This is a genomic window from Nocardia sp. NPDC057227, from assembly GCF_042669725.1.
In the GTDB taxonomy this organism is placed as follows: Bacteria; Actinomycetota; Actinomycetes; order Mycobacteriales; family Mycobacteriaceae; genus Nocardia; species Nocardia asteroides_A.
Genome location: NZ_JBHUXA010000018.1, coordinates 49,295 through 71,287, shown reverse-complemented (window position 1 = coordinate 71,287; position 21,993 = coordinate 49,295). Strand labels below are relative to the sequence as shown.

Annotated in this window: 24 protein-coding genes and 1 pseudogene; 10 read left to right on the top strand and 15 right to left on the bottom strand. The window is 72.0% G+C overall.

Features of this window, described 5'->3' with window-relative positions; translation table 11 throughout:
• The 9 genes and pseudogenes from ACFUJ1_RS23545 to ACFUJ1_RS23505 all read right to left on the bottom strand — a co-directional run.
• On the bottom strand, window positions 1-247 hold a 247-nt coding region (locus ACFUJ1_RS23545; RefSeq protein ID WP_378648945.1), incomplete at its 3' end, for a putative RNA methyltransferase.
• 28 nt (window positions 248-275) lie between these two features.
• The gene (locus ACFUJ1_RS23540; RefSeq protein ID WP_011211259.1) at window positions 276-443 is read right to left on the bottom strand and encodes a DUF3117 domain-containing protein; all 168 of its coding nucleotides are present in this window, start codon (window positions 441-443) and stop codon (window positions 276-278) included.
• A gap of 113 nt (window positions 444-556) precedes the next feature.
• Window positions 557-1,159 (bottom strand): DNA-3-methyladenine glycosylase I, encoded by a 603-nt coding sequence (locus ACFUJ1_RS23535; RefSeq protein ID WP_378648821.1) that lies wholly within the window; start codon window positions 1,157-1,159, stop codon window positions 557-559.
• Between the two features lie 259 nt (window positions 1,160-1,418).
• Window positions 1,419-1,698, bottom strand: a pseudogene (locus ACFUJ1_RS23530) (DivIVA domain-containing protein); the annotation flags it as partial.
• Between the two features lie 26 nt (window positions 1,699-1,724).
• Window positions 1,725-2,861: an Mrp/NBP35 family ATP-binding protein gene (locus ACFUJ1_RS23525; protein ID WP_378648819.1), complete on the bottom strand. Its 1,137-nt coding sequence runs from the start codon at window positions 2,859-2,861 to the stop codon at window positions 1,725-1,727.
• 20 nt (window positions 2,862-2,881) lie between these two features.
• Entirely contained in the window at window positions 2,882-3,775 is an 894-nt protein-coding gene (locus ACFUJ1_RS23520; RefSeq protein WP_378648817.1) for a lytic transglycosylase domain-containing protein, read from the bottom strand.
• A gap of 151 nt (window positions 3,776-3,926) precedes the next feature.
• On the bottom strand, window positions 3,927-4,712 hold the full coding sequence (locus ACFUJ1_RS23515) for a lytic murein transglycosylase (protein WP_378648815.1): 786 nt from the start codon (window positions 4,710-4,712) through the stop codon (window positions 3,927-3,929).
• 612 nt (window positions 4,713-5,324) lie between these two features.
• Complete coding sequence (locus ACFUJ1_RS23510) at window positions 5,325-5,939, bottom strand: DUF1003 domain-containing protein (RefSeq protein WP_378648943.1); 615 nt, start codon at window positions 5,937-5,939, stop codon at window positions 5,325-5,327.
• Between the two features lie 43 nt (window positions 5,940-5,982).
• Entirely contained in the window at window positions 5,983-7,272 is a 1,290-nt protein-coding gene (locus tag ACFUJ1_RS23505) for a magnesium transporter MgtE N-terminal domain-containing protein (protein WP_378648813.1), read from the bottom strand.
• 75 nt (window positions 7,273-7,347) lie between these two features.
• On the opposite strand from ACFUJ1_RS23505, the gene ACFUJ1_RS23500 reads away from it, so the two are divergent.
• Genes ACFUJ1_RS23500 through ACFUJ1_RS23490 form a run of 3 tightly spaced genes read left to right on the top strand, consistent with a single transcriptional unit; the run spans window position 7,348 to window position 9,392 of the window.
• Window positions 7,348-8,304 (top strand): HpcH/HpaI aldolase/citrate lyase family protein, encoded by a 957-nt coding sequence (locus ACFUJ1_RS23500; protein WP_378648811.1) that lies wholly within the window; start codon window positions 7,348-7,350, stop codon window positions 8,302-8,304.
• Window positions 8,305-8,316: 12 nt separating this feature from the next.
• Entirely contained in the window at window positions 8,317-8,808 is a 492-nt protein-coding gene (locus tag ACFUJ1_RS23495) for a general stress protein (protein WP_233020275.1), read from the top strand.
• 2 nt (window positions 8,809-8,810) lie between these two features.
• Window positions 8,811-9,392: a suppressor of fused domain protein gene (locus tag ACFUJ1_RS23490; protein ID WP_378648809.1), complete on the top strand. Its 582-nt coding sequence runs from the start codon at window positions 8,811-8,813 to the stop codon at window positions 9,390-9,392.
• On the opposite strand, the gene ACFUJ1_RS23485 is transcribed toward ACFUJ1_RS23490, so the two are convergent.
• Entirely contained in the window at window positions 9,389-10,471 is a 1,083-nt protein-coding gene (locus tag ACFUJ1_RS23485) for a magnesium and cobalt transport protein CorA (RefSeq protein WP_378648808.1), read from the bottom strand. The genes ACFUJ1_RS23490 and ACFUJ1_RS23485 overlap by 4 nt on opposite strands.
• Window positions 10,472-10,509: 38 nt before the next feature.
• Between ACFUJ1_RS23485 and ACFUJ1_RS23480 the strand changes: the two genes are divergently transcribed.
• The 4 genes from ACFUJ1_RS23480 to ACFUJ1_RS23465 all read left to right on the top strand — a co-directional run bounded on the left by ACFUJ1_RS23480 (window position 10,510) and on the right by ACFUJ1_RS23465 (window position 14,949).
• Entirely contained in the window at window positions 10,510-11,364 is an 855-nt protein-coding gene (locus ACFUJ1_RS23480) for a PHP domain-containing protein (RefSeq protein ID WP_378648807.1), read from the top strand.
• Window positions 11,361-11,627 (top strand): hypothetical protein, encoded by a 267-nt coding sequence (locus ACFUJ1_RS23475; protein ID WP_378648806.1) that lies wholly within the window; start codon window positions 11,361-11,363, stop codon window positions 11,625-11,627. The genes ACFUJ1_RS23480 and ACFUJ1_RS23475 overlap by 4 nt, the downstream gene beginning before the upstream one ends.
• A 106-nt stretch (window positions 11,628-11,733) precedes the next feature.
• Window positions 11,734-13,299, top strand: coding sequence for an FAD-dependent oxidoreductase (locus ACFUJ1_RS23470; RefSeq protein WP_378648805.1), 1,566 nt, complete (start codon window positions 11,734-11,736; stop codon window positions 13,297-13,299).
• Window positions 13,300-13,737: 438 nt separating this feature from the next.
• Window positions 13,738-14,949: an NADP-dependent malic enzyme gene (locus ACFUJ1_RS23465; protein ID WP_378614595.1), complete on the top strand. Its 1,212-nt coding sequence runs from the start codon at window positions 13,738-13,740 to the stop codon at window positions 14,947-14,949.
• Window positions 14,950-15,007: 58 nt separating this feature from the next.
• Here the strand turns inward: ACFUJ1_RS23465 and ACFUJ1_RS23460 are convergent, their stop codons facing one another.
• Window positions 15,008-16,186 (bottom strand): helix-turn-helix domain-containing protein, encoded by a 1,179-nt coding sequence (locus ACFUJ1_RS23460; protein WP_378648804.1) that lies wholly within the window; start codon window positions 16,184-16,186, stop codon window positions 15,008-15,010.
• A gap of 505 nt (window positions 16,187-16,691) precedes the next feature.
• Between ACFUJ1_RS23460 and ACFUJ1_RS23455 the strand changes: the two genes are divergently transcribed.
• Together ACFUJ1_RS23455 and ACFUJ1_RS23450 are read left to right on the top strand one after the other, a co-directional pair.
• Entirely contained in the window at window positions 16,692-16,943 is a 252-nt protein-coding gene (locus ACFUJ1_RS23455; protein ID WP_378648803.1) for a type II toxin-antitoxin system VapB family antitoxin, read from the top strand.
• The gene (locus tag ACFUJ1_RS23450; RefSeq protein WP_378648802.1) at window positions 16,940-17,356 is read left to right on the top strand and encodes a PIN domain nuclease; all 417 of its coding nucleotides are present in this window, start codon (window positions 16,940-16,942) and stop codon (window positions 17,354-17,356) included. Before ACFUJ1_RS23455 ends, ACFUJ1_RS23450 begins: the two co-directional genes overlap by 4 nt.
• 44 nt (window positions 17,357-17,400) lie before the next feature.
• Here the strand turns inward: ACFUJ1_RS23450 and ACFUJ1_RS23445 are convergent, their stop codons facing one another.
• Genes ACFUJ1_RS23445 through ACFUJ1_RS23430 form a run of 4 tightly spaced genes read right to left on the bottom strand, consistent with a single transcriptional unit; the run spans window position 17,401 to window position 20,776 of the window.
• Window positions 17,401-18,075, bottom strand: a complete 675-nt coding sequence (locus ACFUJ1_RS23445) for an ABC transporter permease (protein WP_378614591.1) — start codon at window positions 18,073-18,075, stop codon at window positions 17,401-17,403.
• A complete protein-coding gene (locus ACFUJ1_RS23440) occupies window positions 18,072-18,713 on the bottom strand; it encodes an ABC transporter permease (protein WP_233020260.1) in 642 nt (213 codons plus the stop codon). Before ACFUJ1_RS23440 ends, ACFUJ1_RS23445 begins: the two co-directional genes overlap by 4 nt.
• Before the next feature lie 4 nt (window positions 18,714-18,717).
• Window positions 18,718-19,845, bottom strand: coding sequence for an ABC transporter ATP-binding protein (locus tag ACFUJ1_RS23435; protein ID WP_378648801.1), 1,128 nt, complete (start codon window positions 19,843-19,845; stop codon window positions 18,718-18,720).
• A gap of 7 nt (window positions 19,846-19,852) precedes the next feature.
• A complete protein-coding gene (locus ACFUJ1_RS23430; RefSeq protein ID WP_378648941.1) occupies window positions 19,853-20,776 on the bottom strand; it encodes an ABC transporter substrate-binding protein in 924 nt (307 codons plus the stop codon).
• 156 nt (window positions 20,777-20,932) lie between these two features.
• Here ACFUJ1_RS23430 and ACFUJ1_RS23425 point away from each other — a divergent pair, with 156 nt between their 5' ends.
• Window positions 20,933-21,979, top strand: a complete 1,047-nt coding sequence (locus tag ACFUJ1_RS23425; RefSeq protein ID WP_378648800.1) for a transporter — start codon at window positions 20,933-20,935, stop codon at window positions 21,977-21,979.
• Window positions 21,980-21,993: the final 14 nt, after the last annotated feature.

Below are 21,993 nucleotides of genomic sequence, written 5' to 3'. Positions count from 1 at the left end.
CGCCGTTTCCCTCCGGGGGCGCCGCGGCGGTGGCGACCGCCGCGGCGACCGGAGCGAAATGACCCCGCCCGTGGAAATCGGAACGAGCCTGGAGCATGTCGGCCGTATCACCGGTGAACCGGCTGGCGGCACCGGTGAGCAGGCTGACATATCCCTGGCGCGCGAGGTCGAAACTATGACCGCCGGCGCACCGCAGCGCGCGGCCGACGGCGGCGAGCGCGAGTCCGCAATTCGGACACGCGAGCACCTCGGCGAGCTCGGCGAGTACCGCGCTGCTAGCTGGTGACACTCTTCAGTTCGTCACCCAGTGCAGCCGCTTCATCCGGTGTGAGCTCGACGACCAGCCGTCCGCCACCCTCGAGTGGAACCCGCATGACGATCCCACGCCCTTCCTTGGTTGCCTCGAGGGGACCGTCCCCGGTACGGGGCTTCATGGCCGCCATCCTCTGCTCCCTCCAGATCTGCGCGCTATTTCGCGCACTTCTCGGAACTCCAGTTGTCACCAACCGGCGCACCCCGCCGACATTCGGCGAGATACACCGGGTTCTATTCTTCCCTATCCCGCTTCTTCTCGGACAGGTGAGTTCGAAAACGAGTCCTCGAACCGCACCCAGCAGTCGGCGACATGGTCGTCCACCATTCCCACCGCCTGCATCAGGGCATATGCCGTCGTCGGCCCGACGAAGCGGAATCCGCGCTTTTTCAGCGCGCGCGCCATGGCGGTTGATTCCGGGGTCACGGCGGGAATCTCGGCGCCGGTGCGCGGCCGCGGCCTGGCCGGCGGGGCGAACGACCAGAGCAGTGCGTCCAGCCCGCCGTCCAGCTCGACGGCGATCCTGGCGTTGGCGATGGTGGCCTCGATCTTCGCCCGGTTGCGCACGATGCCCACGTCGGTGAGCAGCCGTTCGACCTCGGCCGGGCCGAACCCGGCCACGCGCTCGATCGCGAAATCGGCGAACGCGGCGCGGAAGGCGGGGCGTTTGCGCAGAATCGTGATCCAGGAGAGGCCGGACTGGAATGCCTCCAGCGACATCCGCTCGTAGAGCGCGTCGTCGCCGTGCAGGGTGCGGCCCCATTCGGTGTCGTGGTAGTCGAGGTAGAGCTGGGAGCCGAGCGGCCAGGGGCAGCGGATGCGGCCGTCGTCCGTGGGCGCGCTCACGGATTCGCCGAATCGCCGGGGCGGGAGACGCGGCGCGGGCGTGGTTGTTGGTCGGCGACCGCGGCCGGAATGTCGCCCGCGCGGGGCGGGGCGAATTCTCCCGTGCGGAAAACCGCATTCTGGGCGGGGGCGGGGAATTCTCCGGTGCCGGGGTGCGAGACGGCCGGAACCGGGGGCTGCGGGCGAGGGCCGGTGTCGGTCCGGTCCTCCGGCGCGGGAGCGTTCCGGGGGGTGGGGCGGGGCGGAACGCCCTGCCCGGCGTGCGCCAGCGCGAGTTCGTGCTGGAGCTCGTCGATCCGCTCGGCGAGCCGGGCCAGCGCCCAGTCCACCTCGACGGCCTTGTACCCGCGGACCACCTGCTGGAAGCGGAGCGAGCGTACGTCGGCGCCCGCGATGTCGGCCGCGGGCAGCACGGTCGCGGTCGTCCCCTCGGGCAGCGGCCCGAGCTCCTCGGCCCGGCCGAAGACGGCGCCGGCCAGCAGGAAGAGCACCGCGGCCACCAATCCGACGATCAGCACGTACAGCAGCAGCGTCAGCATGCCCCGAGCTTATTGGTGCGGCCGGACTACAGGTGCCGGGTGGTGTCGATGCCGAGCGACATGCCAGCCAGCCCGCGCCTGCGCACGGCCAGCTTGTCGGCGACCTCGAGCAGCGCCTTGGCCGCCGGGCTGTCCGGGTCGCGCAGCACGATCGGGGTACCGTCGTCGCCGGATTCGCGCACCGCCTGCTCGATCGGGATCTGCCCGAGCAGCGGCACCGTCGCGCCGACCGCGCGGCTGAGCCGGTCGGCCACCGCCTGGCCGCCGCCGGAGCCGTAGAGCTCCATCCGGTCGCCGTTCGGCAGGTCCAGCCAGGACATGTTCTCCACCACGCCCGCGATCCGCTGCCTGGTCTGCAGCGCGATGGCGCCCGCCCGCTCGGCCACCTCGGCGGCGGCCGGCTGCGGCGTGGTGACCACGAGGATCTCCGCGCCCGGGATGAGCTGGGCAATGGAGATGGCGACGTCGCCGGTGCCGGGCGGCAGGTCGAGCAGCAGCACGTCCAGGTCGCCCCAGAAGACGTCGGCGAGGAACTGCTGCAGCGCCCGGTGCAGCATCGGGCCGCGCCAGACCACCGGGGTGTTGCCCTGGGTGAACTGCGCGATCGAGATCATCTTCACGTCGTGCGCGACCGGCGGCATGATCATCCGCTCGACCTGGGTGGGGCGGGCGTCGGTGCCGAGCATGCGCGGGATGGAGTGGCCGTAGATGTCGGCGTCGAGCACGCCGACGGAGAGCCCGCGCGCGGCCATGGCGGCGGCCAGGTTCACCGTGACGCTGGATTTGCCGACACCGCCCTTGCCGGAGGCGACGGCGTAGACGCGGGTGAGCGAGCCGGGCTGGGCGAACGGGATGACCGGCTCGGCGGAGTCGCCGCGCAGCGACTTGCGCAGCTCGGTGCGCTGCTCGTCGTTCATCACGTCGAGTTCGACGGTCACCGCGCCGACGCCGGGCACGTCGGAGACCGCGCGGCTGACCCGCTGGCTGATCTCGGTCCGCATCGGGCACCCGGCGGTGGTCAGGTAGACCTCGACGTGCACGTCACCGGAGTCGGCGACGCCGATGCTCTTCACCATGCCCAGTTCGGTGATCGGTTTGCGGATCTCCGGGTCGTCCACCTTGGCGAGGGCGCCCCGCACGTCCGCTTCCGTTACCACTGACATGAGAACCGAGTCTAGTGGCGTCAGATGCGGGGCAGGTCCGCGGGCTTCGGCGCGACGTTGCTGCTGTACGAGTTCGCCCAGGCCATGACGTTGGCGACGTAGGCCATCGAGTTGTTGTAGCGCAGGATCGCCTTGGTCTGCTGCGAGAGGTCGCGCATGTCGAGGCCGCCGTGGCAGAGGTACTTGCCCGCGGTGAGCGTGGCGTCGAAGAGGTTCTGCGGGTCGGCGATGCCGTCGCCGTTGCCGTCGGCGGCGAACTTGGTCCAGGTCTCCGGCAGGAACTGCATGGGGCCGATGGCGCGGTCGTAGCCGCCGAGGTTGTCGAGCGAGCCGCCGTCGCTGTCGTGGATGACGTTGTTGCCGTAGAGCGAGCCGTCCAGCACCGGGCCGTAGACCGGCTTGAGCGGGTTGCCGTCCCGGTCGGCCTTGCCGCCGTAGACGTGCGTCGACTCGACCCGGCCGATCCCGGCCAGGGTGGACCAGCCCATGTGGCAGTCGGGGTTCTCGACGGCGAGCCGGTCCTCGGCGTTCTGGTACGCGGCGATCGCGATGCCGGGGATGCCGAGCGAGCCGGACGGCAGGTCGGCCATGGCCCGGTCGCCCGCCAGCGCCACCGTCTTGACCACGGGGGGCGCGGACGGCTTCGCCATGGCGTGCTCGGCGGTGGCCACCGCGGCGACCGGCTGGGCGCCGACGACCTCGGCGGCGTCCGGGTTCGTCGTCTCCGGCTCCAGCACGTCGCCCTGCTCGTTGTTGAGCAGGTCGCGCGGGTTCGGCAGGTGCTGCGCGACGGCCGCCGGGCTGATGTTCGTCGTCGCGGTCACGGCCGCGAGGCCGGCCGGTACCAAGCCGGTCAGCGCGAGAACCGAGCTGCGCTTGAAGGACGCGGAATGCTGCTTACGGTGACGCCCCACGGTGCGCTGACCCTCCATGCTCGACGCTCGGACGATCAGAGGCTACCGCAGCCGAGATGTTTTTGTTACCCCTTCGTGATGCGCATTGCGTTTAACTGGGCTGACCTGGGTTTTTATTCGTGATCCGATTGTGATCGGCCGTTTCTGCCGATCACGGGACGGGCGGGGCCGGGGGCGCGGGCAGCGGGATGGTGATCCCGAAGGGGAGTACCAGTCCGGGCGGCGGGGCCGCCGGGTCCTGGGCCGGGGCGACCGGCCTGCCGTCCGGGCCGAATTCCAGCGGCTTCCCGTCCGGGCCGAGTGGGCGGTCCGGCTGCGGGCCGGGCTGCGGCAGGTTTTCGCCCTGTGGGGGCTGCGGACCGGTCTGCGGCAGCGTGCGGCCCTGCGGCTGCGCGGGCGGGCAGAAGATGCCGCAGGGGATGGGCGGCAGGCCGGGGATGGTGATCATCGGCTCGGGCACGGGGGTGCTCGTGGGGGCCGGTGCTGGATCCTCCAGCGGCAGGCCGTCCGGCCCGGTGGTGCCGGGAACGGCGGCCGGGACGGTGGTGCCCGGTGCGGAGGCGGCGAGCACGCCGGGTGTATTCCCCCAGCCCCCCGACCCCGGAGCGATCGCCTCCGGCGACACCCGCCCCGCCGACGGCGACCCACCCGTCCGATACGCCGCCGACCAACTCAACACATCCGCCGCGTACGACATCGAATTGTTGTACCGCAACACCGCACGCAACTCCTGCGCCCGATCCCGCAGATCCAACCCCCCACTACACAGATACTTCCCCGCCGCCAACGCCGCATCGAACACATTGTGCGGATCCGACGCACCGTCACCATTACCGTCCGCCGCGTAATGCACCCACGTCGACGGCAGGAACTGCATCGGCCCCACCGCCCGCACGAACCCACCACCCGACGCCGCGATCACCTCGTTGTTCGGCAACGAACCATCCAACGCCGGACCGAAAATCGGCGTCACCGTCGTCCCCGCCGCATCCGTGCGCCCACCACCGGCATGCCCCGACTCGATCCGCCCGATCCCCGCCAGCAGACTCCACGACACCCCACACCCCGGCTGCGCCGACGCCAACGCCAACTCCGCATTCCGATACGCCGCCAACACCACCTCCGGAATCCCCAACAACCCCGACCCCGACGGCAACGCGATACTCCGCAGCACCGGCCCACCGCCAACCGGAACAGCACCGTCCGCGGGCGGGACAACCGCCCGCAATTCGCGCGCTATCCCGCTGTTGTCGAGCGGAAGCAGCCCGACAATCCGGGACTGCGGTGTCTGGGACGGATCGACTCCGATGTCCGTTCCACTCCCGGTGGACCCCACCAGTAGCGCTTCGCCCGCGTCGCCGACATCGCGGGCCGAGACCATCGACCCGGAGCCGACGGACGCCAAACCCGCTGCTACCAGTAGTGACACCGTGATCGGGGCAGATTTGCGCACGTGACCACTCACCAATCTATCGTCTTGGGAGCAACTGTCCGGGACATCCCCTTCCCTGCAGCTGCTCTGGACAACGGTATCCAGGTTACCCACCGGTCAGAACGTTGTCGGTCGATTCCCGAGATCGTTTTCCGTACGCTCCTCCGGTCCGGCCGACGGCGCCGCCGTCCGCACGGCACTCTTCTTGCGATTCGCCTTGACCGGCTTTCCGGATCGTCCCGGGTCGCCGGGCCCGCCCGCGGCGGCCTCGATGCGGTCCAGCACCTCGCGCATCTCGTCCAGCTCGCGGCGCAGGTAATCCCTGGTGGCGACCTCGCCGACGGCGATCCGGAGCGCGGCCAGCTCCCTGGCGAGGAACTCGGTGTCGGCCTTGGTCTGGGCGGCGCGCAGCCGGTCCTCGTCCAGCGACACCCGGTCGCGGTTGTCCTGCCGGTTCTGCGCCAGCAGGATCAGCGGCGCGGCGTACGCGGCCTGGGTGGAGAAGGCCAGGTTGAGCAGGATGAACGGGTACGGGTCCCAGCGCAGCGCGATGACGAAGACATTGAGCAGGATCCAGACGATGACGACGAGGGTCTGGATCGCCAGGTAGCGGCCGGTGCCGAGGAAGCGCGCCACTCGCTCGCTGCCCCTGGCCAGGGCGTCGGAGTCCCAGTCGATCCGGAAGCGGCCGCCCGCGGCGGGGGTCTCCAGCCGCTGCCGCGCCGGGCTCACGGGGCGGCTGCCCCCGGTGTTCGGGATCGTGCGGACCAGGCTGTCATCGGTCACTGCCCGCGACTCCTTCCGGTAGTTCCTCGGTGTCGCGCCAGTCCTCCGGGAGCAGGTGGTCGAGCACGTCGTCCACGCTCACCGCGCCGAGCAGGTGGTTCCCGGCGTCGACGACGGCGCCGCAGACCAGGTTGTAGGTGGCGAAGTACCTGGTGACGGTGGAGAGCGACATGTCGGGCAGCAGCGGCGAGAGGTCGGAGTCGAGCATGCCGCCGATCAGGTGCGCGGGCGGCTCGCGCAGCAGCGCCTGCAGGTGCACGCAGCCGAGGTAGCGGCCGGTGGGGGTGGAGGTCGGCGGGCGCACCACGAAGACCATCGAGGCGAGCGCGGGGGTGAGGTCCGGGTTGCGCACCCGGGCCAGCGCCTCGGCGACGGTGGTCGCCGGGGTGAGGATCACCGGCTTCGGCGTCATCAGGCCGCCCGCCGTGTCCGGGGAGTGCTGCAGCAGCCTGCGCACCGGCTCCGACTCCTGCGGGTCCATCAGCGCGAGCAGCGACTCCCGCTCGCCGGTGGGCAGCTCGCCGAGCAGGTCGGCGGCGTCGTCGGGGTCCATCGCCTCCAGCACGTCCGCGGCCCGGCCGACCTCCAGCTTGCCGAGCAGCCGCACCTGGTCGTCGTCGGAGAGCTCCTGGACGACGTCGGCGAGGCGCTCGTCGTCCAGCGCCTCGGCCACCTCGACCCGGCGCTTCTCCGGCAGCTCGCGCAGCAGCTGCGCGACGTCGGCCGCGCGCAGCCCCTCGAACTGCTCCAGCAGCTGGGTGACGTCCTGGCCCGGCCTGCCGATCTCGTACGGGGTGAGCCCGGTGACCCGCACCCAGTCGACCACGTGCACCGTGCGCCGCCTGCCGAGCCTGCGGTGCCCGCGCACCGCCACCCGGGTGACCCGGAAGTCCTTGGTCCGGGTGAGCTCGATCCCGAGGTCGACCACCAGCAGGTCGACATCCTCGAGATCGGGCAGGTCGGCGTCGTGCACGCGCACCGAGGAGTCCACGATCTGCGCGATCGCGAGCAGCTCGCCCGCGCGCTGGGTGAAGCGGCGCAGGCTCACCGTCCCGGTGTTCAGCGTCACGAAGCCGGGCTCGATCGCGGTCACCCTGAGCATGGGCACGAAGATCCGCCGCCGGGTCGGCAGCTCCACCACCAGCCCGTGCACCCGTGGCTGTTGCCGGTCGTAGCGGACGGCGACCACCACGTCACGCACCCTGCCGATAGACTCCCCGTCCGGTCCCAGCACCGCCAGACCGGCGAGCCGGGCGACGTACACCCTGGTAGCTGCCATGCCTGTCAGGCTAGAGGTTCCCCGCCCGGGCTCCGCGTCGCGCCACGGCAGCTGAGCGACCGAGGAGGAGGGTTCATGAAGCCGCGCCGTTCCGTGCTCGCCGTACCCGGCAGCAATCCGAAGATGATCGCCAAGGCCAAGGGGCTTCCGGTGGACGAGGTCTTCCTCGACCTGGAGGACGCCGTCGCGCCGGTCGCCAAGGCGGCGGCACGGGCCACCATCGTCGCCGCGCTGAACGAGGGCGGCTGGGGCGAGCAGCTGCGCGTGGTCCGGGTGAACGACTGGACGACGCCGTGGACCTACGCCGACGTGATCACCGTCGTCGAGGGCGCGGGCTCGCAGCTCGACGCCATCGTGCTGCCCAAGGTCACCGACGGCGGCCAGGTGCGCGCGCTCGACCTGCTGCTCACCCAGCTGGAGCAGGCCCATCAGCTGGAGCCGGGGCGGATCGGCATCGAGCCGCAGATCGAGAACGCCATCGGGCTGCGCAACATCGACGAGATCGCCACCGCCAGCCCCCGGGTGCAGGCCCTGGTCTTCGGCCCGGCCGACTTCATGGCGAGCATCCGCATGCGGACCCTCGTCGTCGGCGAGCAGCCGGAGGGGTACGAGCCCGGCGACGCCTACCACCACATCCTGATGACCATCCTGCTCGCCGCCCGCGCGCACGGACTGCAGGCGATCGACGGCCCCTACCTGCAGATCCGCGACCTCGAGGGCTTCCGGCGGGCGGCCGGGCGCAGCGCCGCGCTCGGCTTCGACGGCAAGTGGGTGCTGCACCCGACCCAGGTGGAGGCCGCCAACGAGATCTTCAGCCCGCGCCAGGCCGAGTACGACAAGGCCGAGGAGATCCTGGAGGCCTACGCCTTCCACACCTCCGTCGACGGCGGCGCGCGCGGCGCCGTCATGCTCGGCGACGAGATGATCGACGAGGCCAGCGCGAAGATGGCGCAGGTGGTCGCGGAGCAGGGCAGGGCCGCGGGGATGACGCGAACCACGCGTTTCACCCCGCCGGAGTCCGCGGCGGAATAGCACAATGGGGACATGACGAATCCCCTGGGGAATTCCGGCCGGGGTGGGCAGGGCCTGCCCACCCCGCCGTCGGGTTGGCCGGTCGGCTCCTACCCGACCTACGCCGAGGCGCAGCGGGCCGTGGACTATCTGGCCGACAACCAGTTCCCGGTACAGAACGTGACCATCGTCGGCGTCGACCTCATGCAGGTCGAGCGGGTGCTCTACCGGTTGAACTGGGGCAAGGTGATCGGCGGCGGCGTCGTCTCCGGCGCCTGGCTCGGGCTCTTCCTGGGCCTGCTGCTGAGCCTGTTCACCACCGGCGGCGCGATCGGCCCGCTGCTGGTCGGGCTGCTCGGTGGCATCGTGTTCGGGGTGATCTCCACCTCGATTCCGTACGCCGCCACCCGCGGCCAGCGCGACTTCGCCTCCACCATGCAGCTGGTGGCCGGGCGCTACGACGTCCTCTGCGATCCCAAGGCGGCCGAGCAGGCCAGGGACATGCTGGCGCGGCTGGCGATCTGAGCATGGATGTGATCGAACGGGTCCGCTCCGGCGTGCTCGGGCACTTCGGCACGGACCGGACCGGGGTCGACTCGGCCTCGGTGACCTTCCTCGGCCTGGAGCCCATCGAGATCCTGCGGCTGGTCTCCGGGGACTATGTGCACTACCTCACACTCGGCGGCTCCCGGCACCCGATGGGCGACCCGGGCGACCTGCTCGCCGACCCGGTCAAGGGCCCGCGCGCCGAGCTCACGCTCACCCTGCACGCCGGGCTCGGCGCCGCCGCCGGGCTGGCCCGCACGCTCGGCGTGCTCGCCGCCTCGCCCGCGGTGGAGGGCGTCGTGCTGCAGGCCGACGCGCTGCTCGACCTGAGCGAGCCGATCTGGCGGGACGCCCCCTTCACCGCGGTGCTGCTCGGCGCCAGCGACATTCCCGAGGTCGAGCTGCCCGAGCCCGCCGAGCCGGTGCGCTACCTGACGGTGACCCCGGTGACCGCCACCGAGGCGGCCTGGGTGCGGCTGCGCGGCGCCGACGCGCTGCGCGAGGCGTGGGCCGAGGCCGGGATCGACGTGCGCGACCCGAACCGCGGGGTCGCCCAGCTCTAGAGCCAGTTGTTCCGGTGGAAGTTGACGTAGAGCAGGCTGCAGCTGAGCACGATCACGGCCCACACCGCCGGATAACCCCAGGTCTGGTGCAGCTCCGGCATGTGGTCGAAGTTCATGCCGTAGATGCCCGCGATCATGGTCGGCACCGCGGCGATCGCGACCCAGGCCGAGATCTTGCGCATGTCGGTGTTCTGCTGCACGCCGACCTTCGCCAGCGCGGCGCTGATCAGCGCGCTCAGCGCGTCGTCGAAGTCGTTGATCCGCTCGGCGACCGAGGTGTGGTTGTCGGCGACGTCGCGCAGGTAGCGCCGCACCTCCTTCGGCACCGGGAGGTCGGCGTTGCGGCTGAGCAGCTGTAGCGGCGCGGCCAGCGGGTTCACCGCCCGGCGCAGCTCGACCACCTCGCGCTTGAGCTGGTAGATCGACTCGATGCCGACCCGGCTGCGCGGGGTGAAGACCTCCTCCTCCATCTCGTCGATGTCCTCCTCGATGGACTGCGCGACCTCGGTGTAGGCGTCCACGATCTTGTCCGCGATGGCGTGCAGCACCGCGCCGGGGCCGAGCGCCAGCTGCGCCGGGTTCTGCTCCAGGGTGTGCCGCAGCTCGACCAGCCCGGAGTGCTCGCCCCTGCGCACCGCCAGCACGAACTCCTTGGCGGTGAAGACCACGATCTGCCCGGTCTCCACGATCTCGCTGACGCTGTGCAGGTCGTGCTCGACGTATTTGACCGTGCGCAGCACCAGCAGCAGGGTGTCGTCGTACCGCTCCAGCTTGGGGCGCTGGTGCTGCTCGGTGGCGATCTCCACGGCCAACTGGTGCAGCCCGTACACGGCGGCGACGTCGCGCATCTGGGTTTCGTCCGGGTCGTGCAGCCCGATCCAGACGAACCCGGTGCCCCGGCTGCGCACCTCGGCCAGCGCGGACTCGTGGGTGAAGCGGCCGGGCAGCCGCTCGCCGTTCACGTAGACCGCGCAGTCGACGATGGCGCGCGCGGTCGGGACCGGCACCCGGTGCACGGCGGTGGCCGCCGACGACCCGGTGCCGCGGCCGCGGAACGGCAGCGGCGGAATGGTAGGCACCGGACGATGCTACGGCCGGCGCTGGAAGACTGGGCGCCGTGCGCATCGACCTCCACACCCACTCCACGGCCTCCGACGGCACCGACTCCCCGGCCGAACTGGTGCGCAATGCCGCTGCCGCCGGATTGGACGTCGTCGCCATCACCGACCACGACACCACCTCGGGCTGGGCCGAGGCGGTGGACGCGCGGCCACCCGGATTGACCCTCGTCCGTGGCATGGAGATGTCGTGCGTCGGGCTGGGGGAGGACGGCTACCCGGTCGCCACGCACTTGCTGGCCTACCTCTTCGACCCCGCCGACCCCGCCTTCGCCGCCGAGCGCGAGCGGTTGCGCGGCGAGCGGGTCGAGCGGCTGCGCGCCATGGCCGAGCGGATGGCGGCCGACGGGCTTCCGGTCGACCCGGATGCGGTGCTCGCGGCGGCCGGTCCGGCGGCCGGGCGGCCGCACCTGGCCCGCGCGCTGGTCGAGGCGGGCGTAGTGCCGACGGTGGACGCCGCCTTCCGGCACCTGCTCGCGCCGGACGGCCCCTACTACGAGGAGAAGGCCGACACCCCGCTGCACCGTGCGGTCGAGATGATCGCGGGCGCGGGTGGAGTCAGCGTGATCGCGCATGCCAGGGCACGGGCCAGGGGCAGGCTGCTCGCCCTTTCCGACATCCGCGACCTGGCCGCGCTCGGACTGGGCGGGCTCGAGGTCGACCACCCCGACCACCCCGCCGCCGACCGCGCGCTGCTGCGCGAACTCGCCGCCGAGCTCGGGCTGCTGTGCACGGGTTCCTCGGATTACCACGGCGCGAACAAGACCATCGCGCTCGGGGCCTGCACCACCGAGCCCGCGCAGTTCGAGAAGCTGGTGGCGGCGGCGACCGGTGCCGAGGTGATCGCGCCGTGAGGCTGCTGCGCGGCGTGAGCGGCGCGGTCGCGGCCGGGGTGGTGATCCTGGCGCTGGTGGTGCTCGGCGCCGCGGTGCTGGCCGGGCGGCGCGGGTTTCCCGGGCCCGGCGGGGAGTCGCTGGCCTGGCACCTGGGGCTCGCGGTGGTGGTCGTGGTGGCCCAGGTGTTCGCCGATCGGAAGCGGGGGTTCGCCGCCTTCGGGGCCGCGCTGGTGGTGTTCGCGGCAGCCGGATGGTTGCTGTGGACGCAGTGGTGGGGATAGGTTTCCAGCCCTTTCCGTAACCTGGGTAACGGTTGGAACACGACACACCTTTCGGTGGTGGTCTCAATGGTTGCGGGCCGGTGAACTGTGCCCGAACATTGGTTCCGTGGAGGCCTTCGAGACCGATGTGCTCGTCCTGGGCGGGGGACCGGCCGGCCTCTGGTCCGCGATCGCGGCGGCCAGGGCCGGGGCCCGCGTGGTGCTCGCCGACAAGGGCCGCTGTGGTGCCTCCGGTCCGATGGCGGCCGGGAGCACCGCGCTCTGGGCGGTGCCGCCGTCGGGTCGGGCCGACGCGGTGGCGGCCGCGTTGGCGCACGGCGCGGGTCTCGGCGATGCGGGGCTGATCCACGCCGTCCTGGACGAGAGCTATCGGCGACTCACCCGGCTCGCGCACCGCGGGTTGCGGGCCACACCGGTGCCGACCGTCGTCGCGGGTGAGGACGATCCGGCCGGGCCGGGCGGCCCGCTGCCCGCCCGGGTGCGGGTCAGCGGGGTCATGTACCTGCGGGCGCTGCGCCGCTACGCGCTCGCCGTCGGCGTCGTGATCCGGGACAACCACCCCGCGCTGCGGTTGCTGACCGACGCCGACGGCGTGGTCTGCGCGGCCACCGGGCTGCGCGGCGGCGGCCGGACCTGGACGGCGAGCGCGCGGGCCGTCGTGCTCGCCACCGGCGGCTGCGCCTTCGGCTCCGGCGCGCCGGGCACCGAGGTGGACACCGGTGACGGGCTGCTCTTCGGGGCCGAGGTGGGGGCCGAGCTCTCCGGCATGGAGTTCGCCGGCGCCTACGCCCTGATCCCGGCCATGGGCGGCGCGCCCTTCGGGCTCGGCGCGGGCTCCCCGCTGCACGGCGCCGCGCTGCACGACCGCACCGGCGCCCCGCTCGCCGGGGCCGAGCTCTTCGAGGCGCTGGCCCGCGGCCGCGGTGTCTTCGCGGGGACCGCAGCGCTCTCCGCCGCCGCGCGCAGGCAGGTGCTGCGGTACCGGGTGCTCGACCAGCAGGGGCGGGTGCCGCTGCGGCCGGTGCTGCACGGGACCGTGCTCGGGTCGGGCGGGCTGGTGACCGCCGGGGACGGCGCGACCACCGTGCCCGGGCTCTTCGCCGCGGGCGATGTCACCTCGCGCGAGGGAGTGGTCGGGGCCGGTGGCGGGCACGGCGGGGCGTGGGCCATCGCCTCCGGGGTGTGGGCCGGTTCGGGGGCCGCGGTGTTCGCCGGGGTCGGCGGGCCGGTGCGGGTGCGGGTGCCGCAGGGGGCGGGGGCGGTGCCCGCCGGGCTGCGCTCGGTGTGCCGATTCGACCCGCGCGCCGTGGTCGGCTCGGTGCGCGAGCACACCGTCCCGCCGCGCCGCAGCTACTGGCGCAGCGCGGGCACGTTGCGCGACACCGTCGCCGAACTGGACGGCCTCTGGCCCGCCGCCCGCTTCGAGCTCGGCGGCAGCGGGGCGGGCGCGCTGCGCTCGCGCCAGGCCGTCGCGCTGCTCGCCGCCGCGCGCTGGAGCGCGCACGCCGCGCTGGCCCGCACCGAGAGCAGGGGGCTGCACCGCCGCACCGATCACCCCGCGGCCGAGCCGAGCGGGCTCGCCCGCATCCGGGTCGGCGGGCTGGACGCCGTCTGGCTGCGCCGCGACCCGCTGCCCGCGAGCCTCACAGCGGCACCGCCGCGCACCGCGTGATCCCTCACCGCGGTGCGGGGGAGAACGGCAAGCCTTTGCTCACCTGCGGGTAATTCCGAGGGCCTACGCTCGGACGATGAGGTTGCAACGGGCGTACCGGATTGGCGCCGCGAGAGACCGGCTGGCACAATGGGTCGGATTCCGCTCCTGTGCCACCGCCGGGTTCGGAGTTCCCGCTGGCTCCGTCGCGCGACGTACCGTCGCACCACGTGGATCAGTATCGATCTCAGGTCCGGATGACCCCGTCCGGCTCCGCGCTCTCGTTCCGCCCGCCCGGTACTCGCCGGTATCCGTTGCTGCGTGACGAAAATCACAACCAGTCCGAAAAGGGCCGGTAGCGGCACCGATGAGCCTCGTGAGACACCTCATACCGAATACCCGGCGGTAACCGTTTCCCGGTCTAGCCACGCCCCAAGCAGGAGTGAAATCGTGTCACCTGTGACTGACGCACCGAACGCCACCGCGGACCGCAGCGCCGACGACGCGGCCAGCCTTTCTGCGATCACCCACGACGAAATCTTCGCGGGCCACCTCGGCGGCAAGCTCTCCGTCGAGCTCTCGTCCCCGCTGGAGACCCAGCGGGACCTGTCGATCGCCTACACCCCCGGCGTCGCCCAGGTGAGCCGCGCGATCGCGCAGGACGAGGCGCTCGCCAAGCGCTACACCTGGACCGACCGGCTGGTGGTCGTGGTCAGCGACGGCACCGCGGTGCTCGGCCTCGGCGACATCGGCCCGCGCGCCTCGCTGCCCGTCATGGAGGGCAAGGCCGCGCTGTTCAAGAAGTTCGCCGACCTGAACTCCATCCCGATCGTGCTGGACACCAAGGACGTCGACGAGATCGTCGAGACCCTGATCCGGCTGCGCCCCAGCTTCGGCGCGGTGAACCTGGAGGACATCTCCGCCCCGCGCTGCTTCGAGATCGAGCAGCGCGTGATCGAGGCGCTCGACTGCCCCGTCATGCACGACGACCAGCACGGCACCGCCATCGTCGTGCTCGCCGCGCTGAACGGCGCCGCGCGGGTGCAGGGCCGGGACATCGCCGACCTCAAGGTTGTCGTCTCCGGTGCGGGCGCGGCGGGCGTCGCGTGCACCAACATCCTGCTCCTGGCCGGCGTCGCGGACGTCACCGTGCTCGACTCCAAGGGCATCGTGAGCCGGGAGCGCGGCGACCTGAACGCGGTCAAGTCCGAACTGGCGGGCCGCACCAACCCGCGCGGGCTGAACGGCGGCGCCGCCGAGGCGCTGGCCGGTGCCGACGTCTTCCTCGGGCTCTCCGCCGGGCTGATCGCCGAGGAGCTCATCGCCTCGATGGCGCCGGAGTCCATCGTCTTCGCCATGTCCAACCCGGACCCGGAGATCCACCCCGAGGTGGCGCGCAAGTACGCCGCGATCGTGGCCACCGGCCGCAGCGACTTCCCGAACCAGATCAACAACGTCCTCGCCTTCCCCGGCGTCTTCAAGGGCGCGCTCGACGCGGGTGCCCGCCGGATCACCGAGGGCATGAAGCTCGCCGCCGCCAACGCCATCCTCGGCGTCGTCGCCGACGAGCTCGGGCCGGACAAGATCGTGCCGAGCCCGCTCGACCCGCGGGTCGCCCCCGCCGTCGCCGAAGCGGTCGCCGCCGCCGCCCGCGCCGAGGGCGTCGCCTGATCTTTCGCTGTACCGGAACTCCCGTTCGAGGTATCTGCCTCGGGCGGGAGTTCCGCGTTCACGGCGTGATTCGCAGCCAGGCGCCGAAGGCGCCGGTGCTCTCGCTGCGGCGCCGCTCCGCCGCCACGATGCCGAGATAGGTCTCGCGCACGGAGGGGTGCAGCCGAGTCTGCTGCGGCGCCACCTCCCTTGCTCGCCGCAGCGCGATGAGCGCGTCGCCCGGCCGCCCGGCCAGCAGGTTCGCCCGCGCTACGTCCTGCCAGTGGTGGCCCGCCCGCGGCGGCGCGAGCCCGGGTGGGAGTACCAGCGCGGCACCCTCCCGCGCCGCGCGATCCGGTTCGCCGGACTCCAGCGCCACCGCGCATGCGTGGATGCCGACATTCGCCGGGCCGAAAAGCGTGCCGTACAGGTCGGACTCACCGTGCATGAGCGGAGCCAGCTCCCGCGCGTGCGCGATGTGCTCGGCGGCGATACCGGGACGCAGACCGCGCGCGGCGACGACGGAACCGCTCAGGTGTGCGAACCCGCGAACCGCGTTCGCCCCCGGGGTGGCACCCTCGATCAGGTCCAGCGACTGCTCGACCAGCCGCATCCCGAGTTCGCCGCCGTCGTGATACATGAGGATGCGGGCCCGTTCGACCTTGGCCAGGGCCGCGTACAGCGGGTCGTCAGCGTCGGCCGATGACCAGTCCAGCCGGTCCAGAGCGGTCGGGACCAGCGACAGGAACCCGAACCGGCGGAGCAGCCGCTGGGCGGTGTAGTAGGCGGCGGCGAGCAGCGTGTAAACCGGCGCCCGGTGATCGGCGGGGGCGGCGTGCAGGGCGCCGTAGAGCGCTCGCAGTACGGCTGGTAGCTGCGCCATCGCGACCCGGCCCTGATCGTTGCGGTAGGCCAGGTCGATGGCGTCCATCCCGGCGGCGAGGTGCGCCAGCGGGGGCGGTTCGGTCGCGGTGACGTACTGGCCCTCGGCGAGGATCGCGCGCAGCTCGCCGATCCCCTCCAGCGGTCCGTCTTCCTCGATCACCGTCCACGGCGGACCGCCGGTGAGCCGCTCCGGAGCGGTGTCGAGCGCCCGCGCGACCGCCGCGACGAAACCGTCCGACGGCGCCTCCCGCCCCTGCTCGACCTTGCTCACCATGCTGGTGCTGTAACCGGCGACACGGCCCAGCTTCGCCTGCGTGAACCGGGCGATCTTACGTTGCGCCGCAATGCGTTTGCCGACAGTGCTGTCCGACACGACGGGCCCCCTTCGGAATGATCCGCTCCCTTTTCCCCAGGGTACGACCCCTGACCACGGTGCTACCCCGGCCGACCGGAGGACTCCCACAGAACTGTCAGTTCGACGCCGCACCGGAGTGCGAAAGTGGGCGCCGTCCGAGAACGAAGGGGGTTCGATGCGGAACGAACACATGGGGTGCGAGCACGGCCCGTGGATACCGGCGTCGCTGTGCGGCGCGGTAGTCGCCAGGGGCGCGACCATCGTGCGGGTCGCGTGCCCGGGCGGACCGCATCCGGCGCCGGTCGAATCGGGGGTCATCGCCGCCCATGCCGTCGGGACGAGGGCCGAGAGGTGCCCGTGGTGGGGTGTTCGGGTTGTCTACGACACCGCGGTGTTCCGCTGACGGCAGAGCCGCCCTATTCCCGGTGCTCGGCTCGAACCGCGAGGGAACGAGACCAGACCCCATGCGATATCATTTTATGGTCCGAATCGATATCGCAGGTGAGTGGCTTAGGGAGGACCGATGGCCAGGACTGTCATCGATCTCGACGACGAGATCGTCGAGCAGGCAATGCGGGTGTACGGGGTGACGACCAAGGCGGCGGCCGTGCGGGCGGCGATGGAGGAGGGGGTGAAGCTGCGGTTGCGTCGGGAGCTTTTCGATGCCATGGACGAGGGTGAGTTCGAGGACGTGTTCGCGGAGATCCGGGCACAGACCGGACCGCGGAAGCCGGACGGCTCCCTCGATCGCGGCGACGGAGCCTCGGTGGCGTGAAGGGGCGCTACCTGATCGACAAGTCGGCGCTGGCCCGCCGCAGTACGCCTGCGGTGCGGAAGCGACTCGATGCGCTGGACCACGCGGGGCTCCTCGCGGTGTGCGCACCGACCGAGTACGAGGTGCTCTTCTCGGCGCGGGGCAAGTCCGAGGCGCTGCGTCTGCGTACCCTGCTCCGCGGATTCGATTACCTGCCCTGCAATGACGAGGAATTCGAGCGCGCGCTCGAGATTCAGGCTCTGGCGCTCGACGCCGGTTTTCACCGAGCACTGTCGTTGGCCGATGTCCTTATCGCGGCAGCGGCCGAGCGGCACCGTGCCACGGTTCTGCACTACGACGGCGACTTCGACATGATCTCCTCGGTGAGTACGGTGCGAGCCGAGTGGGTCGTCGAGCCCGGCACCGCCGACTGAGCGACCGACACCGCTGTCACGCGGCGGATCCGGACCGGGCCGGATCAAGCACGGCGGCGGAGCCGCCCCGTCCCCGGCGCCCCGGCCCAGACCGCCAGCGCCAGCAGCCCGTCCAGGATCATCGCCAGCAGGGCGACCAGGATGGCGCCGACGAGGACGCGGTCGTAGCGGTGCAACCCGATCCCGTCGAAGATGTAGCGGCCCAGCCCGCCGAGGTTGACGTAAGCGGCGATGGTGGCGGTGGCGACTACCTGCAACGTCGCCCCGCGTAACCCGGTGAGCAGGACCGGGAGCGCGTTCGGTACCTCGACCCGGAAGAGCACCTGCCACTCGGTCATGCCCATGGCGCGGGAGGCGTCGACCACCTCGGGGGAGACGTTGGCGATTCCCGCGTACGCCCCGGCGAGCAGCGGGGGGATGCCGACGGTGATCAGGGCGAGCAGCGGCGGGATCAGCCCGAGGCCCATGAGCAGCACCAGGAAGGTGAGCAGGCCGAGGGTGGGCAGCGCGCGCATGGCGTTGGCGAAGCCGACCAGCGCCGCGGCCCCGCGCCGGTAGTGCCCGACCGCGAGCCCGAGCGGCACCGCGATCACCGCGGAGAGCCCGATCGCGAGCGCGCTGTACCAGAGGTGTTGCAGCAGCCGCTGGTCGATTCCGGCTGGTCCACCCCAGTTGTCGGGGTCGGTGAAGTACTGCCAGGCGTCCAGGAAGAGATTCACGATGCCCCCTTGGTGACCCAGGGCGTCGCGAGCCGCCCGAGCAGGTAGACCACCCGGTCGAAGATCAGCGCGAGCACCAGCGTGACGACGATGCCTGCGATGATCTCGTCCGGGTAGTCGCGCTGGTACCCCTGGGTGAAGAGCTTGCCGAGCCCGCCGACGCCGACCAGCGCACCCACCGACACCATCGCGATATTGGTGACCACCACCACCCGCAGCGTGGAGACGAAGACCGGGAGCGCCAGCGGCAGGTCGACGGTGAGCGTGCGGCGCAGCGGACCGAAGCCGACGGCGTCGGCGGAGTCGAGTACCGCGGCGGGGACCGAGTCCAGTGCGGCGGGGACCGCGATCACCAGCAGCGCGGTGGAGTAGAGGGTGAGCGCGATGATGACGTTCAGCGGGTCGATGGTCGCGATCCCGACGATCGGCGGGATGATCACGAACAGCGCAAGCGACGGCACCGTGTACACCAGCCCGGAGAGGGTGACGGTCACCCGCCGCAGCCACGGCACCCGGCGCACCAGCGTGCCGACCGGCACCGCGATCACCAGCCCCACCAGCAGCGGAATCAGCGCGAGGTAGAGGTGCTCCCTGGTGTAGCCCCAGATCTCGGTCGCGTTCTCGAGGAGGTAGCGCATGCGCTCACGCTCCCGCGCGCGCGGAATCCTCGGCCGCGCGCTGCTCGGCCAGCAGGGCGAGCACGTCGTCGGCGCTGATCCCGCCGCGCACCGCGCCGGAATCGTCCACCGCGACGCCGACGCCGGAGGGCGACGAGATGGCCGCGTCCAGCGCCTGCCGCAGGTCGCCGCCGACCGCGAAGAGCGAGCCGCCCGCCGCCATGCTGTCGGCCAGGTCGCGCCCGGCGTGCAGCCCGGCGGCGCCGCCCGCGTCCAGCCAGCCGACCGGCGCCCCGGCCCTGTCGGTGATCAGCACCCACTCGCCGGGGCCGGGCGCCAGCTTCGCCGCCTCGGCCTCGGTGGCGGTGGCGATGTCGCGCAGCGGCACCCGCTCGGCGCTGCGGAAGGAGAGCCCGCGGTAGCCGCGGTCGCGCCCGACGAAGCCTGCCACGAAATCGGTGGCGGGTTGGGCGAGCACGGTGCGCGGCGCGTCGTACTGCTGCAGCACGCCGCCGCGGCCGAACACCGCCACCTTGTCGCCGAGCGTGATGGCCTCGTCGATGTCGTGCGTGACGAAGACGATGGTCTTCTTCAGTTCGCCCTGCAGGCGGCGCATCTCGGCCTGCAGTTCGGCGCGGACCACCGGGTCGACGGCGCTGAACGGCTCGTCCATGAGCAGCACCGGCGGGTCGGCGGCGAGCGCGCGCGCCACCCCGACCCGCTGCTGCTGGCCGCCGGAGAGCTGCGCCGGATAGCGCTGCGCGAGCTGCCGATCGAGCCCGACCCGGTCCAGCACCTCGAGCGCCGCCGCGCGCGCCTGCTTGCGCGAGGTGCCCTGCAGCACCGGCACGGTCGCCACATTGTCGACGACGGTGCGGTGCGGCAGCAGCCCGCCGCCCTGGATCACATAGCCGATGCCGCGGCGCAGTTTCACCGGGTCGACGCCGGCGATATCGGCGCCGCCCACCGTGATGGTGCCCGAGGTGGGGCTGATCATCCGGTTGATCATCCGCATGGAGGTGGTCTTGCCGCAGCCGGACGGCCCGACGAACACCGTGAACGAGCCGGACTCGATCGCCAGGTTCAGCTGCGCGACCGCGTGCGTTCCGTCCGGGTAGGTCTTGCTGACGTCGCTGAATTCGATGTCGGACACGGTCGGATCAACCGCCCGCCTTCTTGTTCAGCCCCTGCTCGGCGAGCCACGCCGCGGCGGCGGCCTTCGGCTCGGTCTTGGCGTCGCCGGAGACGGCGGTGTTCAGCTCGATCAGCTCCTGGGTGGTGAGCTTCGCCGAGACCGCGTCCAGCGCGGCGACCAGGGCATCCGTCTTCTTGGCCGCGTTCAGCAGCGGCACCACGTTCTGCGCGGGGAAGTTCTGCTTGGGGTCTGCCAGCACCACCAGGTTGTTCTGCGTGATGGCGGGAGAGGTGGTGAAGATATTGGCCGCCGTCACCTGGCCGTCCACCAGCGCGCGGACGGTGGCCGGGCCGCCGCCGTCGGCGATCGGGACGAACTTGTCCGCGGCGATCTGCACGTCGTAGTTCTTCGCGAGGCCGGGCAGCCCGCCGGGGCGCTCGGCGAACTCGGCGGGCGCGCCGAAGGTGATCTCGGCCGAGTGCGATGCCAGGTCGCCGATCGAGCGCAGGTTCCAGCGGTCGGCGGTGGCCTTGGTGACCACGACGGCGTCCGAATCCTGGGCCGGGGCCGGCTGGCCGAGCGCGAGCTGGTCGCCGAGCGCGCCTGCCAGTGCGGCTTCCACGTCGGCCGGGGTGGTGGCGGTGGCGTCGGGCTGTAAGTACTGCAGCAGGTTGCCGACGTACTCGGGCGCCACGGAGATCGAGCAGTCGCGCAGGGCGGGGATGTAGGCCTCGCGGCTGCCGATGCCGAGCTTGGTGTCCACCTCGAAGCCGTTGACCCGCAGCGCCTCCGCGTAGATCTCGGCGACCGTCTCGGACTCCGGGAAGTTCGCGGAGCCGACGGTGATGGCGTCACCCTCGCAGCTGCCGCCGCCGGAGAGCGGGTCGGAGTTGCCGCCGCAGGCCGCGAGCGTCGCGGCCACCGCGACGGCGAGCGCGGCGGTGAGCATCCGGTGAGCGGAAGTCGGGAGCGTGCGTGCCACGGGGGTCCTTTGCGTCCGGGTACGGGGCGGCGGCGGTGCCGGGCTGCCCCGGTACATTCGCCGATAGTCCATACTGCCCGCTCGGCGGTGTTCGCGTCGGCTGGAGAGAGTTGGTGTCGCCGAATGGAGTTGCCCGCGTGGGTGCGCAGGACGGCGCTGATCCCGGTGCTTCTCGCGTTCGCCGCCGTCGTTTCCTGTGGTGACGGGGTGGGGGAGTCCGTGGTGACGGTCGGTGCGGGGGACACCGCGGAGTCGGCGGTGCTCGCCGAGATCTATGCGGGTGCGCTCTCCCGCGGGGGAATACCGGCGGAGGTCGTTCCCGCCCCCGGGGACCGCGGAGCCCGGCTGGCCGCGCTCGACTCCGGCGCGATCGACCTGCTCGCCGACCACACCGGCGCCCTCACCCGCTTCTTCGACGCCACCGCGCTCAGCACAATTGCGTCGCCCGATGGCGGTGCGCCCCCGCTCGATGGCGGTGCGCCCACGCCCGGTGGAGGCGCGCCTGCGCCCGATGGAAGCGTGCCGGTGCCTGACGGAGGCGCGCTCGGGGGCGGTGCTCCCGGTGCCGAGGCACCTGCCCCGGACGCGCCCGGAACATCCGCCGACCCGGCGAAAACCGCGGCGGCCGCGCTGGCCCGCTCCCTCCCTCAGGGCCTCGTCATCTCCGACCCCGCCGACGGCACCGACCTGCGCCCCCGGCTCCTGGTCAGCACCGAGGCCGCGCGCCTCGGAGACCGCACCGAGGCCGAGTCCGTCACCGCGGCCTGTGCGGGCCGCACCGGCGGACTCGCCCCCGCCCCCGGCCTCCTCGACCCTGCCCCGCCGGAAACCCTCCCGAACTGCACCTTTGCCACCACCGAACGCTTCGCCGACCCGGCCGCTCTGCGCGCTGCCCTCCTGGAGGGCCGCATCCAGTCCGGCATCCTGGCCGGCCCGGTCCCCGCCGACAGCACCGCCGGATCGACCGTCATCGCCGATGCAACCGTCCCCGCGGAGAACGTCGTCCCCATCTTCCGCGACGGCATCATCGACGACCGCGGCCGCGAGCGCCTCAACCAGGTGGCGGGCGAACTCACCACCGACGACCTGGTCGCGCTGGTGCAGCGCGCCGAGGCCGGGGAGTCCCCGGCCGATCTGGCCAGGAGCTGGCTGGACGCGCACGCGCTCTGACCCGGAATTAACCG